The sequence below is a fragment of the Pseudomonas sp. RIT-PI-r genome, assembly GCF_001297015.1.
GTDB lineage: Bacteria > Pseudomonadota > Gammaproteobacteria > Pseudomonadales > Pseudomonadaceae > Aquipseudomonas.
Genome location: NZ_LIGE01000013.1, coordinates 43,645 through 59,442 on the forward strand (window position 1 = coordinate 43,645; position 15,798 = coordinate 59,442).

General features: G+C 59.5%; 15 protein-coding genes. 4 read left to right on the forward strand and 11 right to left on the reverse strand.

Features of this window, described 5'->3' with window-relative positions; translation table 11 throughout:
* Positions 1 to 155: 155 nt before the first annotated feature.
* The 6 genes from ilvD to AK821_RS02930 form a co-directional block, all read right to left on the reverse strand.
* The gene (gene ilvD / locus AK821_RS02905) at positions 156 to 1,997 is read right to left on the reverse strand and encodes a dihydroxy-acid dehydratase (RefSeq protein WP_064388049.1); all 1,842 of its coding nucleotides are present in this window, start codon (positions 1,995 to 1,997) and stop codon (positions 156 to 158) included.
* 256 nt (positions 1,998 to 2,253) lie between these two features.
* A complete protein-coding gene (locus AK821_RS02910) occupies positions 2,254 to 3,486 on the reverse strand; it encodes an MFS transporter (RefSeq protein ID WP_064388050.1) in 1,233 nt (410 codons plus the stop codon).
* Positions 3,479 to 4,456, reverse strand: coding sequence for a diiron oxygenase (locus tag AK821_RS02915; protein WP_064388051.1), 978 nt, complete (start codon positions 4,454 to 4,456; stop codon positions 3,479 to 3,481). Before AK821_RS02915 ends, AK821_RS02910 begins: the two co-directional genes overlap by 8 nt.
* Positions 4,453 to 5,523 (reverse strand): SagB family peptide dehydrogenase, encoded by a 1,071-nt coding sequence (locus AK821_RS02920; RefSeq protein WP_064388052.1) that lies wholly within the window; start codon positions 5,521 to 5,523, stop codon positions 4,453 to 4,455. The genes AK821_RS02915 and AK821_RS02920 overlap by 4 nt, the downstream gene beginning before the upstream one ends.
* A 444-nt stretch (positions 5,524 to 5,967) precedes the next feature.
* Complete coding sequence (locus AK821_RS02925) at positions 5,968 to 7,164, reverse strand: class I SAM-dependent rRNA methyltransferase (protein WP_064388053.1); 1,197 nt, start codon at positions 7,162 to 7,164, stop codon at positions 5,968 to 5,970.
* Between the two features lie 173 nt (positions 7,165 to 7,337).
* Positions 7,338 to 7,877, reverse strand: coding sequence for a type 1 glutamine amidotransferase domain-containing protein (locus AK821_RS02930; protein ID WP_064388054.1), 540 nt, complete (start codon positions 7,875 to 7,877; stop codon positions 7,338 to 7,340).
* Between the two features lie 227 nt (positions 7,878 to 8,104).
* Here AK821_RS02930 and AK821_RS02935 point away from each other — a divergent pair, with 227 nt between their 5' ends.
* The 3 genes from AK821_RS02935 (at position 8,105) to AK821_RS02945 (ending at position 10,135) form a co-directional block, all read left to right on the forward strand.
* Positions 8,105 to 8,917, forward strand: coding sequence for an HDOD domain-containing protein (locus tag AK821_RS02935; protein ID WP_177330936.1), 813 nt, complete (start codon positions 8,105 to 8,107; stop codon positions 8,915 to 8,917).
* A gap of 12 nt (positions 8,918 to 8,929) precedes the next feature.
* Entirely contained in the window at positions 8,930 to 9,742 is an 813-nt protein-coding gene (mutM, locus tag AK821_RS02940; RefSeq protein ID WP_064388056.1) for a bifunctional DNA-formamidopyrimidine glycosylase/DNA-(apurinic or apyrimidinic site) lyase, read from the forward strand.
* A gap of 69 nt (positions 9,743 to 9,811) precedes the next feature.
* Positions 9,812 to 10,135 (forward strand): hypothetical protein, encoded by a 324-nt coding sequence (locus AK821_RS02945; RefSeq protein ID WP_064388057.1) that lies wholly within the window; start codon positions 9,812 to 9,814, stop codon positions 10,133 to 10,135.
* A gap of 124 nt (positions 10,136 to 10,259) precedes the next feature.
* Here AK821_RS02945 and AK821_RS02950 read toward each other — a convergent pair whose 3' ends face one another.
* The 5 genes from AK821_RS02950 to AK821_RS02970 all read right to left on the reverse strand — a co-directional run bounded on the left by AK821_RS02950 (position 10,260) and on the right by AK821_RS02970 (position 14,974).
* Positions 10,260 to 10,511, reverse strand: a complete 252-nt coding sequence (locus AK821_RS02950; protein WP_017734768.1) for a YfhL family 4Fe-4S dicluster ferredoxin — start codon at positions 10,509 to 10,511, stop codon at positions 10,260 to 10,262.
* 146 nt (positions 10,512 to 10,657) lie between these two features.
* Positions 10,658 to 11,137 carry a pantetheine-phosphate adenylyltransferase gene (coaD, locus tag AK821_RS02955; RefSeq protein WP_003229157.1) on the reverse strand — a complete coding sequence of 160 codons (480 nt, stop codon included), beginning with the start codon at positions 11,135 to 11,137 and terminating at the stop codon, positions 10,658 to 10,660.
* A 115-nt stretch (positions 11,138 to 11,252) separates the two neighbouring features.
* On the reverse strand, positions 11,253 to 12,848 hold the full coding sequence (locus AK821_RS02960; RefSeq protein WP_064388058.1) for a GMC family oxidoreductase: 1,596 nt from the start codon (positions 12,846 to 12,848) through the stop codon (positions 11,253 to 11,255).
* 120 nt (positions 12,849 to 12,968) lie between these two features.
* On the reverse strand, positions 12,969 to 13,514 hold the full coding sequence (locus AK821_RS02965) for a hypothetical protein (protein WP_064388059.1): 546 nt from the start codon (positions 13,512 to 13,514) through the stop codon (positions 12,969 to 12,971).
* 29 nt (positions 13,515 to 13,543) lie between these two features.
* Positions 13,544 to 14,974 (reverse strand): coniferyl aldehyde dehydrogenase, encoded by a 1,431-nt coding sequence (locus tag AK821_RS02970; RefSeq protein WP_064388060.1) that lies wholly within the window; start codon positions 14,972 to 14,974, stop codon positions 13,544 to 13,546.
* 146 nt (positions 14,975 to 15,120) lie between these two features.
* Between AK821_RS02970 and AK821_RS02975 the strand changes: the two genes are divergently transcribed.
* On the forward strand, positions 15,121 to 15,792 hold the full coding sequence (locus AK821_RS02975) for a TetR/AcrR family transcriptional regulator (RefSeq protein ID WP_064388061.1): 672 nt from the start codon (positions 15,121 to 15,123) through the stop codon (positions 15,790 to 15,792).
* Positions 15,793 to 15,798 lie beyond the last annotated feature (6 nt).

Below are 15,798 nucleotides of genomic sequence, written 5' to 3' on the forward strand. Positions count from 1 at the left end.
ATGCGTTTGATCGTTCCCACGCTCTGCGTGGGAATGCAGCCCGTGACGCTCCGCGTCACTGGACGCGGAGCGTCCCTTGAGACATTCCCACGCAGAGCGTGGGAACGATCAGCCCCGCACTTTGGCGGGGCTTTTTTGTTGCCGCGATTTGACGCTTACAGCCCTTCAAGCATCGCTTTGTTACGCACAGCACCTTTGTCGGCGCTGGTCGCCAGCAAGGCGTAAGCCTTGAGGGCGGTGGTCACTTTGCGTGGACGAATCTCGACCGGTTTCCAGCCTTTCTTGTCCTGCTCGGCGCGGCGTGCCGCCATTTCTTCATCGCTGACCAACAGGTTGATCGAGCGGTTCGGAATGTCGATCAGCACTTTGTCGCCATCTTGCACCAGACCGATCGCACCGCCGGCAGCGGCTTCTGGCGAAGCGTGGCCGATCGACAGACCCGAAGTACCACCGGAGAAACGCCCGTCGGTGAGCAAGGCGCAGGCTTTGCCCAGGCCTTTGGATTTCAGGTACGAGGTCGGGTAGAGCATTTCCTGCATGCCCGGGCCGCCTTTCGGGCCTTCGTAGCGAATGATCACAATGTCACCGGCCTTCACTTCGTCAGCGAGGATGCCGCGTACGGCGCTGTCCTGGCTTTCGAAGATCTTCGCGTTGCCTTCGAAGACGTGGATCGATTCGTCGACACCGGCGGTTTTCACCACGCAGCCATCGACAGCGATGTTGCCGTAGAGCACGGCCAGACCACCTTCCTGCGAATAGGCATGTTCGAAGCTGCGGATGCAGCCGTTTTCACGGTCGTCATCCAGGGTTTCCCAACGGGTCGACTGGCTGAACGCCGTCTGCGTCGGGATACCGGCAGGACCGGCCTTGAAGAAGTGATGCACCGCTTCATCGGTGGTCTGGGTGATGTCCCACTTGGCGATGGCTTCTTCCATGCTGCGGCTGTGCACGGTCGGCAGGTCGGTGTGCAGCAGACCGCCACGGGCCAGTGAGCCGAGGATGCTGAAGATGCCACCGGCACGGTGCACGTCTTCCATGTGGTACTTCTGGATGTTCGGCGCGACTTTGCACAGCTGTGGAACGCTGCGCGAAAGACGGTCGATGTCGCGCAGGTCGAAATCGATTTCGGCTTCCTGGGCGGCAGCGAGCAAGTGCAGGATGGTGTTGGTCGAACCGCCCATGGCGATGTCGAGCATCATCGCGTTCTCGAACGCCTTGAAGTTGGCAATGTTGCGCGGCAGCACCGATTCGTCGTTCTCGCCGTAGTAACGCTTGCACAACTCGACGATGGTACGACCGGCCTGCAGGAACAGTTGTTCGCGATCGCTGTGGGTGGCGAGGGTCGAACCGTTGCCCGGCAAGGCCAGACCCAATGCTTCGGTCAGGCAGTTCATCGAGTTGGCGGTGAACATGCCGGAGCACGAACCGCAAGTCGGGCAGGCGCTGCGCTCGTACTCGGCGACTTTCTCGTCAGAAGCGCTTTCGTCGGCGGCGATCACCATGGCATCGACGAGGTCGAGGCCGTGGGACGCGAGTTTGGTCTTGCCGGCTTCCATCGGGCCGCCGGAAACGAAGATCACCGGAATGTTCAGGCGCAAGGCAGCCATCAACATACCCGGGGTGATCTTGTCGCAGTTGGAAATGCAGACGATGGCGTCGGCGCAGTGGGCGTTGACCATGTACTCGACGGAGTCGGCGATGATCTCGCGGCTCGGCAGCGAATACAGCATGCCATCGTGGCCCATGGCGATGCCGTCATCCACGGCGATGGTGTTGAATTCTTTCGCTACACCGCCGGCGCGTTCGATTTCACGGGCGACCAGTTGGCCCAGATCTTTCAGATGCACGTGGCCCGGTACGAACTGGGTGAACGAGTTGGCAATGGCGATGATCGGCTTTTTGAAGTCGTCATCTTTCATCCCGGTGGCGCGCCACAGTGCGCGGGCGCCGGCCATGTTGCGGCCGTGGGTGGATGTTTTCGAGCGGTAATCTGGCATGGAGCACTCCGGGCGGCTAATCAGGTACTAAATGGGAGTGAGCTTCTATTGACCTCTGGAACACTCAGAAATGGCCGTGTGTCCGGAAGTTGCCGATGACGTTGCGGGATCGCCGCTGGTCTCAGCCTGAGCTCATAAACCCGCCGGGGGATGAATGGCGATGAATCAGCCGATTCTACACCGCTGGCGTCTGGAGGGAATGGCGCAAAGTGTTGTTGCAGTGCCGACGGTGTCTGTGGGATGACGACCGGCAGGTTCAATCCGCCCCCGGCCGCAGAATGATGGCGGCCTCAAGGTTTCGGGCACGCGCGCTGATGCGGCTGTTCAGTACCAGCGCCACGCCGCTGAGCAGCACAAAGCAGTAGCCGAGCATCGACTGGAGATTGGCAGGGCTCAGGCTGATCAGTGCGCTGATCAAGCCGCCACAGATGAAGATGATCGTGCTGCCCGCCGAGGCCGATGTGCCTGCCATGTCCGCAAACAGGCCCATGGCCCGGGATGTGGCTGCCGGGCGCGCGATGGTGGTGCCAGCGGTGCAGATCAACATCGGGATCAGCACGGTGATGGCGGACAGTTCGACGTTGGTCGACAGCGTCAGCATGGCCAGCCCCGACAGCAGGATCAGGCTCAGTCCGGTAATGATCTGCTGGCCGGGCGTGATCCGCCGGCTGAGCACGGTGGCGACAATGCCGCCGACCACGTAAGCCGCACCGTATATCAGCAGGATCATTGAGAAGTCGTAGGGCGACAGCTGCAATTGATTCATGAAGATCAGCGGTGAAATCACGATGAAGGAAAAGTGGCAGGCGAACGCGAAGGCCGAAATCAGCCACAGGCCAACGAAATCGCGGTCCCCCAGCACCCGTCGGTAAGCGTTGAAGAACTGGACGGGGCTGCCGCTGGCGACCGGCCGCCCGCTGTCCAGAAAGCGCCACGCCTTGATCAGCACAGCTGCCGCCAGTGCGGCAAATACCCAGAAACTGCCACGCCAGCCGAGGCTGGCCTGCAGGAAGGTGCCGGCCAATGGCGATACTGAAATGAAAATTCCCGTCGCCGTGACCATCAGGATGCGCAGGCGATCACGTTCCTCGCCTTCGAACAGGTCCTGCACGAGCGCCTGGGACAGCACGAAGCAGCCGCAGCCCAGGGCCTGCACCAGACGAAAGAACAGGAACAGCGAGTAATCGCTGGACAGCGTGCAACCAAGCGCGCCGAGCATCGACACCGCCATGCCGGCGAGAAGCAGCCCTTTGCGTCCGATCACGTCCGACAGGGGCCCGATCAGCAATTGCGCAAAGGCAATGCCGACGGCGAACAGGCTGATCGACAGTGCTATATCCGCCGGGCTGCTGCGAAAGTGCTCGGCCATGGCCGGGAACGACGGCAGCAGGACATCCAGCGGAAACACGCCGAGCAGAACCATCGCCAATAACAGGCTGACAGCGCCGCGTCGTTGCTGGGCAGTGACCGCAGGTTTTCCTTCACTCATCGAGCAGTCCTGCCTTTGTAAAGAGTTCTCGGTTGTTGGGTAATGCGAAAAAACCGGCCTTTTTCAGTGCGTCGAGGGTGGCGATGGCACCCGTCCTGGTGCGCAGACGTTTGGCTTGCGCGTGGGTCAGGCTGACGAGGATTTCATCGATGGCTGGCTCGGCGATGCCGTTGCTGCGCAGGCTCTGTTGCAACCAACGCTCGTCGACCTCAAAGAAAATATCGATAACGTTCAGCAGGGTTCTGGCTGCAAAGCTGCGCTGACGAGTGTTCAGCGTCAGCCACAGGTAATGGAACACCTCACTGAAGTAGCGGCTATGGCGGGCTTCGTCTGCAAGGTGATCACGCAACATGTCATTGACGCTGGACACCAGGCTATCGCGGCAGACGTCCAGCAACTCGCGGGCAATGATGGTTTCCGAAACGAAACCAAGCAGAAACCAGGCCAGCGTGCGGTTGTTTTCGGGAGTGCGGGCGATCAGGGCATTCAGCCGGCTGATGCGCAGTGGCATCTGCGGGCGTTGGGTGAAGCCGTACAGACTGGCGATATGTTCTGCGAGACGGTTGGAGAACAGGGCATGGTAGCCCTCGTCGGTATAGAGCTGGAGCGCGGCGGTTTTCATGCGTTCTGGCACGAAGGCAGGCAGCTCGCCGTGGACAATAACCTCGACAGCGCGGTTGACGATGCGGTGCTCGAGCAGTGTTGTGTAGTCGAGAAAATGCACCAGATGATTGGCTGTCAGGCGATGGGTGACGTCACGACCTGCGGCGACGATGGCCGGGTGGGCCAGATACGGCAGAAAGGCCGGAGGAAACCAGTGACGGCTCAGCAACTGCTGCTGCACGTCATCGGGTAATTGATGGTCGTGCTGACTGGTGCGCACTGAAGCGCGAGTGTCCCAGTCGCCGAGGGTAAAGCGCAGCGCCCAGGAAGCCGGAGCCTCTTCCTGTTCGACAAGGGACGCGTTCATGCCTGTTCCTCGTGCAACAGATCGAGCATTTCCTGACACATCGCCTGACCATCGCTTTCACCGCAGCCGACAAAGAACAGCGGTTGTTCGGCGCTGCCTTCGATCTTGAGCAAGGACTCGACCTGATCGTCGGCGAACGCGCCGGTCAGCCAGGTATTGAGGCCCAGCGCCGTGGCGACCAGCTGGAAGGTTTGCGAGAGATGACCGGCCTCGATGAAGGCCATGCGATAGGCGCGCGAGTGTTGGTATTTCCACCATAACCTGTCGAAGCGAGCGGTGATGAACAGGCCCATCGGCAGGTTGTTGATGAAGTGCTGCCCGCCGAGTAGTTGGCCGAGCGCGCATTGCGGCGATGGGCTCACGGGGGTAAGGACATGTTCGGCTGGGTGGTAGGCATACACGCCGGCGTCCAGGCCCTCAATGTTCTGTGCCAGCAAAAAACACTCACAGGCATTCAAGCCGCCCCCGGATGGGCTGCTGCGTCGCGCGTCGAGGCCTTCAGCAATGCCGTCTGCAGAACTGTCGCGTTCGCGCAGGTAGCCGAAGGACAGGTACAGCAATGAGCTGACGTCGCTGAGGGAAATGGCGGCTCCCGTGAAGGAGCGACAGGTTTTTCGCTGGGTCAGGACGTGGGTCAGGTTGTCGTGACCGGGTGTGGTCGGGGTGGGCAGCGCAATGCGTGCGCTGGAGTTTTTGAGCACACGTCCTGCTTGAGGCGCAGGGTCAGCCAATACTTCGTTGCAGTGGTCCAGATATTCTCTGCTCCACTCATGAATATTTTGCGGAATATGTTTGCATGGAATGTTCTGTGTGCCGATGTGATAGATTTTCGACAACTCATCCCAACCCCATTCCGTATTGTCGGTTTCTGAAATGGTTAATATCCCTGCATTCAATAGTTGTATGTCTATGGTGTTTCGACTATTGAATAGTTCGGGATTGCTGATTAATTGTGTCAGGCGTGACGAATAGTCGAAATCCAGTTCGTGCTGAACATGGTCTTTATAATTCCAGACTACTTGAGTTGGTGTGCGCGGCAGGATGAACAAGTGTGGATTGATATGCATGTAGGGGCTTCTCTGGTTGGAAGTCTGAAAGACGCCGGAGTGCCGGCACTCTCCGGCGTCTAGACTTGCTTAGCGGGCTTTAGGCGCTACGAGAAAAGCCAGGTTTGCGATTTTGTTGCCTTCCATAGAGATAACTTTCATAACGAGAACTCCTTGTTCAATTTTTGGTAAGTGCCACCTCGTGGTGACAACTCAATAATAGTTTGTAATGGATTAATGGCAAGAGGATATTAAGTAGGAAAATTCCAGTAATTTTGTCGGATGCATCTTTAGGCTGGAAAGAACTTGTGGGATAAAGTTAGATAGTTAAAAGATGCAAGGAAATTTCCTGCACGCCAAACGGAAGTCCGGTGTGGGAAGTAAAAGGCTGGACGTTAAAAAAGGCAGGGGGGCGTGCGTGTAAACGCAAACGGGGAGCCGTAAGGCTCCCCGTCGATTTGCCAATCAGCTGTTAGGCAGCAGCCGGCAAGTGATGCTTTTGATATAGCGGGTTTCGGCGATGGCCGGGTGCACCGGATGATCCGGGCCCTGACCGCCACGCTCGAGCATCTGGATGTTGCGATCCAGGTGACGGGCGCTGGTCAGCAGAATGTTCTGCAGATCGTCTTCCGGCAGGTGCATCGAGCACGAAGCGCTGACCAGAATGCCGTCCTTGTTGAGCAGGCGCATGGCTTGCTCGTTCAGGCGACGGTAGGCGCCTTCGCCGTTTTTCATGTCCTTCTTGCGTTTGATGAACGCTGGTGGGTCGGCAACGATTACGTCGAAGCGCTCTTCGCTGGCTTTAAGCTCTTTCAAGGCTTCGAAGACGTCGCCTTCGATGCAGGTCATCTTGTCGGCGAAGCCGTTCAGCGCAGCATTACGTTCGACGCCGTCGAGGGCGAAGGCCGAAGCGTCGACGCAGAACACTTCGCTGGCACCGAACGCCGCAGCCTGCACGCCCCAGCCACCGATATAGCTATAGAGGTCGAGGACGCGCTTACCCTTGGCATAAGGCGCCAGGCGTGCACGGTTCATGCGGTGGTCGTAGAACCAGCCGGTTTTCTGACCCTGGATGACCGGGGCCTCGAACTTCACGCCGTTCTCTTCCAGCGTAACCCACTCTGGTACCAGGCCGAACACGGTTTCGACGTAGCGGTTGAGGCCTTCGGCATCACGCGCGGCGGAGTCGTTCTTGAACAGGATGCCGCTTGGCTTGAGCACTTGGGTCAGTGCTGCGATCACGTCATCTTTATGCGCTTCCATGGTCGCCGAGGCGATCTGGACTACGAGGATGTCGCCGAAACGGTCTACCACCAGACCCGGCAGCAGATCGGAGTCACCGTAGACCAGGCGGTAGAACGGCTTGTCGAACAAGCGATCGCGCAGCGACAGGGCAACGTTCAGACGGTGCACCAGCAGCGACTTGTCCAGTTGCACCTTGATGTCGCGGGACACCAGACGGGCGCAGATCAGGTTGTTCGGGCTCATCGCAACGATGCCCAAGGTTTTGCCGCCGGCGGCTTCGAGGATCGCCTGATCGCCGGCCTTGAAGCCGTGCAATGGTGTGGCGGCCACATCGATTTCGTTGCTGTAGACCCACAGGTGGCCGTTGCGCAGGCGACGGTCGGCATTGGCTTTGAGGCGCAGGCTTGGCAGGGACATGACGTCGCTCCGGAAAAAAGAGCGGGAGTATAGCGTGTTGCGACTTGTGCCGGGTTTGATGAGCGATGAAACGCTGATGGCCTCTTAGCGAGCAGGCTCGCTCTCACATTGGTCTTGTGTCGGTCACAAGACCTTTGTGGGAGCGAGCCTGCTCGCGAAAGCGGTCCCCAATGCTACGCCGACAGTGCGTCGATCAGTTCGCGACTGAACGCCGGAATATCATCCGGCTGCCGGCTGCTGATCAGGTTGCCATCCTTGACCACCTCTTTATCGACCCAGTGCGCGCCAGCGTTCACCAAGTCATCCTTCACCGTCTTGTAACTGGTCATGGTCTTGCCGTTGACCAGTCCTGCCGAGATCAGCAACCAGCCGCCATGGCAGATCACTGCGATCGGTTTGCCGGCAGAGGCGCCGGTCTTGACCAGGTGCTGGGCGTCCTGATCGATGCGGATAGTGTCGGAGTTCTGCACGCCGCCCGGCAGGACGATCGCGTCGTACTGCTCGCTGCTGGCGCCCTGGAACGTCTGGTCGACCTGGAAATCGTCCGCCGGTTTGTCGTGGTTCCAGCCTTTGACCTTGCCGGTTTCTGCGGAAAGGATGTCGACCTGCGCGCCAGCCTGCTCCAGCGCTTGCTTGGGACCTGTCAATTCAACCTGTTCGAAACCATCGGTTACCAAAAAAGCGACGCGCTTGCCGTTGAGTGAGGTGGTCATCGATAAGCTCCTGAGTCTGCGGGAATTTGCTGGCACAGCGGACAGAAATTGCCCGTTGCGCCCTACAAAATCCGAAGCCTGAGCTTGAATGAAAGTTCCGCCGATATGCCCATCGGTGTGTCGCCCTGCGATTTCAGGGGTTAGAATCGCCGCCTGTCCCAGAGTGTGTACTTATGTCCCAAGAGCTGACCACCGAACAGATTCAACAATCGCTGCAAGGCATCAGTGTGCCGGCGCAACCGCAGATCATGGTGGATCTGCAAATGGAGCAGTACATGCCCGACCCGGACCTGGAGGTGATCGCCAAGCTGATCGCCCAGGATCCCGGCCTGTCCGGCTCGCTGCTGAAAATCGTCAACTCGCCGTATTACGGCTTGAGCAACAAGATCACCTCGATTCAGCGTGCGGTGAACCTCTTGGGCAGCCGTTCGATCATCAATCTGATCAACGCGCAGTCGATCAAGGGCGAGATGAACGACGACACCATCGTCACGCTCAACCGTTTCTGGGACACCGCCCAGGACGTGGCGATGACTTGCCTCACGCTGGCCAAGCGCATCGGTACCCAGGCCGGGGACGAAGCCTATGCCTTGGGCCTGTTCCACGATTGCGGCGTGCCGTTGATGCTGCAGCGGTTCCCCAATTACATGACGGTTCTGGAAAAGGCTTACGCCAATGCCAGCGCCGAATGTCGGGTGGTCGACACCGAGAACAGCGAGTTCAACACCAACCACGCGGTGGTTGGCTACTACACCGCCAAGTCCTGGCGCCTGCCGGAACATGTCAGCGCTGCCATCGCCAATCACCACAATGCCTTGGCGATCTTCAACGATGAGTCGTCGCGCAACAGCCAGATGAAAAACCTGTTGGCGATCCTGAAAATGGCCGAACACATTTGCGCTTCGTATCGGGTATTGGGCAACCAGACCGAAGATTTCGAATGGAACGCCGTCGGGCCGCTGGTACTCGACTATGTAGGACTGTCGGATTACGACTTCGAAACCCTCAAACAAACGATCCGCGACCTCGGCGCGCATTGATTCGAGAACACCATGCCTGAATTGCCGGAAGTCGAAACCACCCGCCGGGGGATTGCCCCGCACCTGGAAGGCCAGCGTGTCAGCCGGGTGATCGTGCGTGACCGGCGCCTGCGCTGGCCGATCCCGGACGACCTCGATGTGCGCTTGTCGGGGCAGCGCATCGTGCTGGTTGAGCGCCGCGCCAAGTATTTGTTGATCAACGCCGAAGTCGGCACGTTGATCAGCCATTTGGGCATGTCGGGCAATTTGCGTCTGGTCGAAGTCGGGTTGCCGGCGTTGAAGCATGAGCACGTCGACATCGAGCTGGAATCGGGGCTGGCGCTGCGCTACACCGACCCGCGACGTTTCGGCGCGATGTTGTGGAGCAATGATCCACTCAATCATGAACTGCTGATTCGCCTTGGCCCGGAGCCGTTGACCGATCTGTTCGATGGTGAACGTCTGTTTCAGCTGTCGCGGGGGCGGTCCATGGCGGTCAAGCCGTTCATCATGGACAACGCGGTGGTCGTGGGTGTCGGCAATATCTATGCGACCGAAGCGCTGTTTGCTGCCGGGATTGATCCGCGCCGCGAGGCTGGAGGCATTTCCCGGGGGCGGTATCTGAAGCTGGCGATCGAGATCAAACGTATTCTTGCCGCCGCCATCGAGCGTGGCGGCACCACGCTGCGTGATTTCATCGGTGGCGACGGCCAGCCGGGCTATTTCCAGCAGGAGCTGTTTGTTTATGGCCGTGGCGGCGAACACTGCAAGGTCTGTGGCACCGGGCTGCGTGAAGTGAAGCTGGGTCAGCGGGCCAGTGTGTTCTGCCCGCGCTGCCAGAGCTGAGGCAAACGGCTGAAAAAGTCCTACGGTCTATAGTGAGTTGTCTCACTGTTCAGCCCGAAGGATCGTGCCATGAAGTCCTTGCAAGTCCTCGTTGTTACGCTGCTGCTGTGTTCCAGTCTGGCTGTTCAGGCCACGGAAAACGGCAGCGGTGATCCGCGTTACACCATCCAGAATCCACCGGCCTACGCGATGATCGGCGACTTGCTGATTGCCCGACCTTTATTGGTGGTGGCGACGGTGATCGGTGCGGGGGCGTTTGTCGTGTCGTTGCCGTTTACCGCGCTGGGTGGCGGGGTGGGCGATGCGGGGCAGGCGCTGGTGGTGGATCCGGCGAAAGCCGCTTTTGTACGGTGCCTGGGGTGTATCGGGGAGGGGTTTGAGCAGCGCGAGTAAGCTGATCAGGATTTTGCTGTGTGGCTGATGGCCTCATCGCGAGCAGGCTCACTCCTACAGTTGAAATGCGTTCCAATGTAGGAGTGAGCCTGCTCGCGATGGCGTCGGTACAGGCGCTGAAAAATCAGGCCTTGCCGGTAATCTTGCGGTACTTGTCCATCAACTGTTCTTCAGTCTCCGGATGCGCCTCGTCCAGCGGAATGCAATCCACCGGGCAAACCTGTTGGCATTGCGGTTCGTCGTAGTGGCCGACGCACTGGGTGCACAGGTTCGGGTCGATCACGTAGATCTCTTCGCCTTGGGAGATGGCGGCGTTCGGGCACTCGGGTTCGCAGACGTCGCAGTTGATGCAATCGTCGGTGATGATCAGGGACATGCTAACTCCAGCCGGGGCGACAGGCCCGGGCGCTATAAATCAATGCGCGCAATTGTGCCGCATTGGCGAGCGCAGTGCACGCGGGCGCGATCAAGGGCACCGAAGGCTGCGATCAAAAAGCCAAAGATCGCAGCCTGGGGCAGCTCCTACTTCTTGAAGCGTAGGGTCAGGGCATCGGCCACGGCGGGGTGGACGAATTTGCTGATATCGCCGCCCAATGCGGCAATTTCCCGCACCAGTGTCGAAGAAATGAACGAATAACGTTCGGACGGGGTGAGAAACAGGCTCTCCACATCCGGAGCCAACTGGCGATTCATGTTGGCCAGCTGAAACTCGTATTCGAAGTCCGACACCGCGCGCAAACCGCGCAGAAACACGTTGGCGTTCTGCTCTTTGGCGAAATGCGCGAGCAGCGTCGAGAAACCGACCACTTCCACGTTCGGCAGGTGTTTGGTGACCTCGCGAGCCAGTTCAACCCGTTGTTCCAGCGGGAACAGCGGGTTCTTTTTCGGGCTGGCAGCGACCGCAATGATCACGTGATCGAACAGGCGCGAGGCGCGTTCGACCAGATCGCCATGGCCCTTGGTAATAGGGTCGAAGGTACCTGGGTACAACACTCGGTTCATCGCGTCGTCCTGGCGGGAGTCCGTTGGGGAGTCGGATGGTATCGCAGCCGTCCCGGTCGGCCAAGTCGCCTGTTGGGTAAGAAAGCACTATAGACGATGGCAATAATCCGGATATTCACGGGTTTTTCAGCCGATCGGCCAGTGCACTCGCCAGTTGCGCGGTCAGGCCGTACACCGACAACTGCGGGTTGGCGCCGATGCTGGTGGGGAACAACGAGCCGTCGTGGATCGACAGATTGGCCAGTTGATGATGACGACCGAGACTGTCGGTGACCGCGCTTTTCGGGTCTTCGCCCATCGCGCAGCCGCCCATGACGTGGGCGCTGCCCAGGCGTGTGCGGTACAACTCAAGGCTCAGGCCATCGATCAGCGTGCGGGCTTCGGCCAAGGTGTTCACGTAACGCGCGTCGGCGTGCATCGGCATCACTGATTTCGCGCCACCGGCGAACTGGATTTCGGCCATGACGTGGAAGGCTTTGCGCAAACCCTCCCAAGCGTACGGCGAAACCTGGTAGTCGAGCACCGGTGAGCCATCGCCGCGCAACTCCACCGCGCCGCCACTGCTGTCCGGGTGAAAGCCGTCACGCAACAGCGCGAGCATGGCGTGGGTGTGCGGCAGATCAGCCATGTGTTGCGCGCTCTCCTGGCCAAAACCGCCGAGCAGCGTCGCCGCCAGCGCGGGATGCAATGGCGGTACTTCGAGTTTGAATGCCATCGGTCCAGTGGGGCCGTCCTTCCATTGGAAGTGGTCGGAATAGATTGATTGCGGCGCGCCGTAAAACGGATTGACCACTTCGTCGAAGCGCGCGGCGGACATGTTCACCGGGTGCAGAAAGGTGCGCTTGCCAAGGTTTTTATGCGGATCCGGTGCGTCGGAGCGCAGCAGCAGTGCCGGGCTGTTGATGCCGCCGCCCGCGAGCACGTAATGCCGTGCCTTGACGGTGATGGTGCGCCCGGTCGGTTCGACGCAGCGTTCATCCATCGCCACGCATTGCAGACCTGTGACCTTGTCGTCGCTGATCAGCAGTTTTTCTGCGCGGGCCAGATAGAGCAGCTCGCCACCCTTTTCCAGGGTCGCGGGAATGGTGGTGACCATCATCGATTGTTTGGCGTTGGTCGGGCAGCCCATACCGCAATAGCCGAGGTTCCAGCAGCCGCGCACGTTACGCGGGATCACGTGCCAGCTGTAGCCGAGCTGCTCGCAGCCTTTGCGGATCACATCGTTGTTGGCATTGGGCGGCACCATCCACGGTGCGACGCCGAGGCGTTGCTCCATTTTCTCGAACCACGGTGCCATTTCCTCCGGGCTGTGGCCTTTGACGTTGTGTTCTTTGGCCCAGTGATCGAGGGTCGGCTCCGGGGTGCGAAAGCTTGATGTCCAGTTGATCAGTGTCGTGCCGCCGACCGCGCGGCCCTGCAGGATGGTGATCGCGCCGTCCTTGCTCATGCGCCCGATGCCTTCCTGATAGAGGCTGCTGTAGGCCTGATCTTCGAGCATCTTGAAGTCAGAGCTGGTCTTCAGCGGGCCTTCTTCGATCAGCAGAACCTTGTAGCCGGCGGCGCTGAGGATTTCTGCGGTGGTGCCGCCACCGGCACCGCTGCCGATGATTGCTACGTCGGCTTCCAGGCTCAGGTCGTCGCTCAGTTGTGCGCCGTTGTAGGTTTTCCAGCCTCGGGCGAGGCCTTCGCGGAATGGGTCGGGTACGGGCATCGATCAGGTTCTCTTGTTTTTGTTGTTCTGGCGGGCCTCATCGCGAGCAGGCTCACTCCTACAGGGGGAATGCATTTCAATGTGGGAGCGAGCCTGCTCGCGAAGGCCGTTGCGCTGATTTCAGACGGTAGGCGGCCCGGGGTAACCGCAATGCCCCCAGGATTCGGCGCGGGTGTACCAGGCCATCATCACCATCTGCTGCAACGAGCTATGTCCCATGCGCAACAGGCTCAGTGAGCTGTTCTCCCAACGATCAAGAAAATGCCGCATCGCCTCAGGGCTGGCGTTTTCCCAACTGCCCCAGATCCCGGTGAGCGGCCCGCGCGTCACGGCCATGCCGAGCACGTCGAACAGTTGGCGAGTGAGTTTGAGCATTTCCGGCGACAGATGATTGAGGCTGTAATCCAGCGACTTCAACGTGCCTTCAATCGCGTTCGGCATCTTTTCAGTGACCACGGCGCCTTCGAGCATCACTGGTATCAGTGCGCGCAAAAACAGCAGATCGCCGTCGCGCAAGGTGATGAAGCCGTTGGCTGCGACGTTGGAAGAACAACCGCTGAGGCTGGCACCGAGGCCAGCAGTGGCGAGGAACGCCGTGGCGCCGAGGCTGAATTTCAGCAGGCCACGGCGCGACAGCGCAGGTGTTTCGGTCAGGCTTGGGTGCATTATTGTTATTACCCGGCAGTGACAAATGTTTAGCGAATGAACAGCTTCTGGATCAGTTTCTGGATCGACGTCCCGTACGGCGGATAAATCAGCCTGGCCGCGTTGAAGCGCTGTTTCACCAACACGCCTTTGGCCTTGCTGAAGGTCAGAAAACCTTCGTGACCGTGGTAATGGCCCATGCCGGAGGGGCCGATGCCGCCGAACGGCATGTCGTCCTGCGCCACGTGCAGCAGCGTGTCGTTCAGGCACACCCCACCGGAATGGGTTTCGTGCAGCACGCGGGTTTGCTCACCTTTGTCGTAGCCGAAATAGTAAAGAGCCAGAGGACGTGGCCGCTGATTGATGTAGGCAAATGCCTGCTCCAGATCGCGATACGGCACGATCGGCAGCAGCGGGCCGAAGATCTCGTCCTGCATCACGGTCATGTCGTCGCTGACATTCAGCAGCAGACTGTGCGGCATGCGTCGGCCCTGAGCCTGCTCGAACAGCGGAATCAGCAGCGCGCCCTTGCTGGTGGCATCGCTGACATAACCATTGAGGCGGGTCAGTTGGCGGTCATTGATGATCGCGGTGTAGTCCGGGTTGTCGCTGAGGCTCGGATAAAAACCTTGCACCGCCTGACGATAGGCTTCGACGAAGCCGCCGACACGGTCTTCCGGCACCAGCACGTAATCGGGGGCGACGCAGGTTTGCCCGGCGTTCAGGGTTTTACCGAAGGCGATGCGTTCGGCAGCGTCCTTCAGCGGCACGTCTCTGGAGACAATGGCGGGGGATTTGCCACCCAGTTCGAGCGTCACGGGCGTGAGGTTTTCGGCCGCGGCGCGCATGACGTGCTTGCCGACACTGGTGGAACCCGTGAACAGCAGGTGATCAAACGGCAGGCGGGAGAACGCTACGCCCACGTCGGCCTCGCCGAGAACCACGCCCACCAGATCTTCGGGGAAGATGCGCGCCAGCAATTCCTTGAGCAACAGTCCGGTGGCCGGGGTCGATTCGCTGAGTTTGAGCATCACTCGATTGCCCGCCGCAAGTGCGCCGACCAACGGCCCGATGGCCAGATACAGCGGGTAATTCCACGGCACAATGACGCCGACGACGCCCAGCGGCTGGTAAATCACTTTCGCCGCAGCAGGCTGGAACGCCATGCCGACCTTGCGCCGCGAGGGTTTCATCCAGCCCTTGAGGTGGCGACTGGCGTAATGAATGCCGTGCAGGCTGGGCATCAATTCGGCGAGCAAGGTTTCATCGGCGCTGCGGTTGCTGAAATCCGCGCTGATGGCTTCGATCAACGCCTGACGTTCACTGCTCAACAAATCGCGCAGTGCCTTCAACCATTGCTGGCGTTGGGCGGCAGGCGGCATCGGGTTGGCGGCATACGCTGCCCGTTGCGCATTGAACAGCCGATTGAGCTCCTCCAGTGGCTGTTGCAGCGTTTGCAGGTAGGCAATGTCGGCAGTCATCGTAGGCTCCGGATTTATTGTAGTGGTGAACTTTTTAGAGTCTATGCTCTATAAAGTCAAATGACTTCCGTGCGCAGCTTTGTTTTATCCATTTCCGGATAGGTCGTAAGATGCCCCTCATCGCACTCTGAATTAAAGCTCAAGCCATGGCCCCACGAATAAAAACCAGCGAGCGCATCGTGCAGAACAGCCTCGAGCTGTTCAATCAGCAGGGCGAGCGCAGCATCAGCACCAACCACATTGCCGCCCATATGGAGATTTCTCCGGGCAACCTGTACTACCACTTCCCCAACAAGCAGGCGATCATCGCCGTGCTGTTCAGTGAGTACGAAGCCTTGGTGGATAGCTTTCTGCGCCCGCCGCAGGGGCGTGCCGCGACGGTTGAAGACAAGCGTTTCTATCTCAAGGAGCTGCTGTCGGCGATGTGGGGTTACCGCTTTCTGCACCGTGACCTTGAACATTTGCTCGACAGCGATCCGGAACTGGCTGCGCGTTACCGGCGCTTTTCCCAGCGCTGCGTGATTCAAGGCGCCGCCATCTACGAAGGCTTTGTCGCCGCCGGAATCCTCAAGATGGATCGCGTGCAGATCGAATCCCTGACCCTCAACGCGTGGATCATCCTGACGTCATGGGTGCGCTTTCTGTGCACCACCCGTGAAAACTCCAACCACCTCAGCGAGCAAGCTGTTAAACGTGGCGTGTATCAGGTATTGGTCCTCGAAGCCGGGTTCGTCACTGACGAGGCGCGTGAACAGGTCAACGCATTGTTTGATGAGTTTTACGTACCGCTGGCCCAGGCCCTCGAAGACGTGAAATAAACCGTT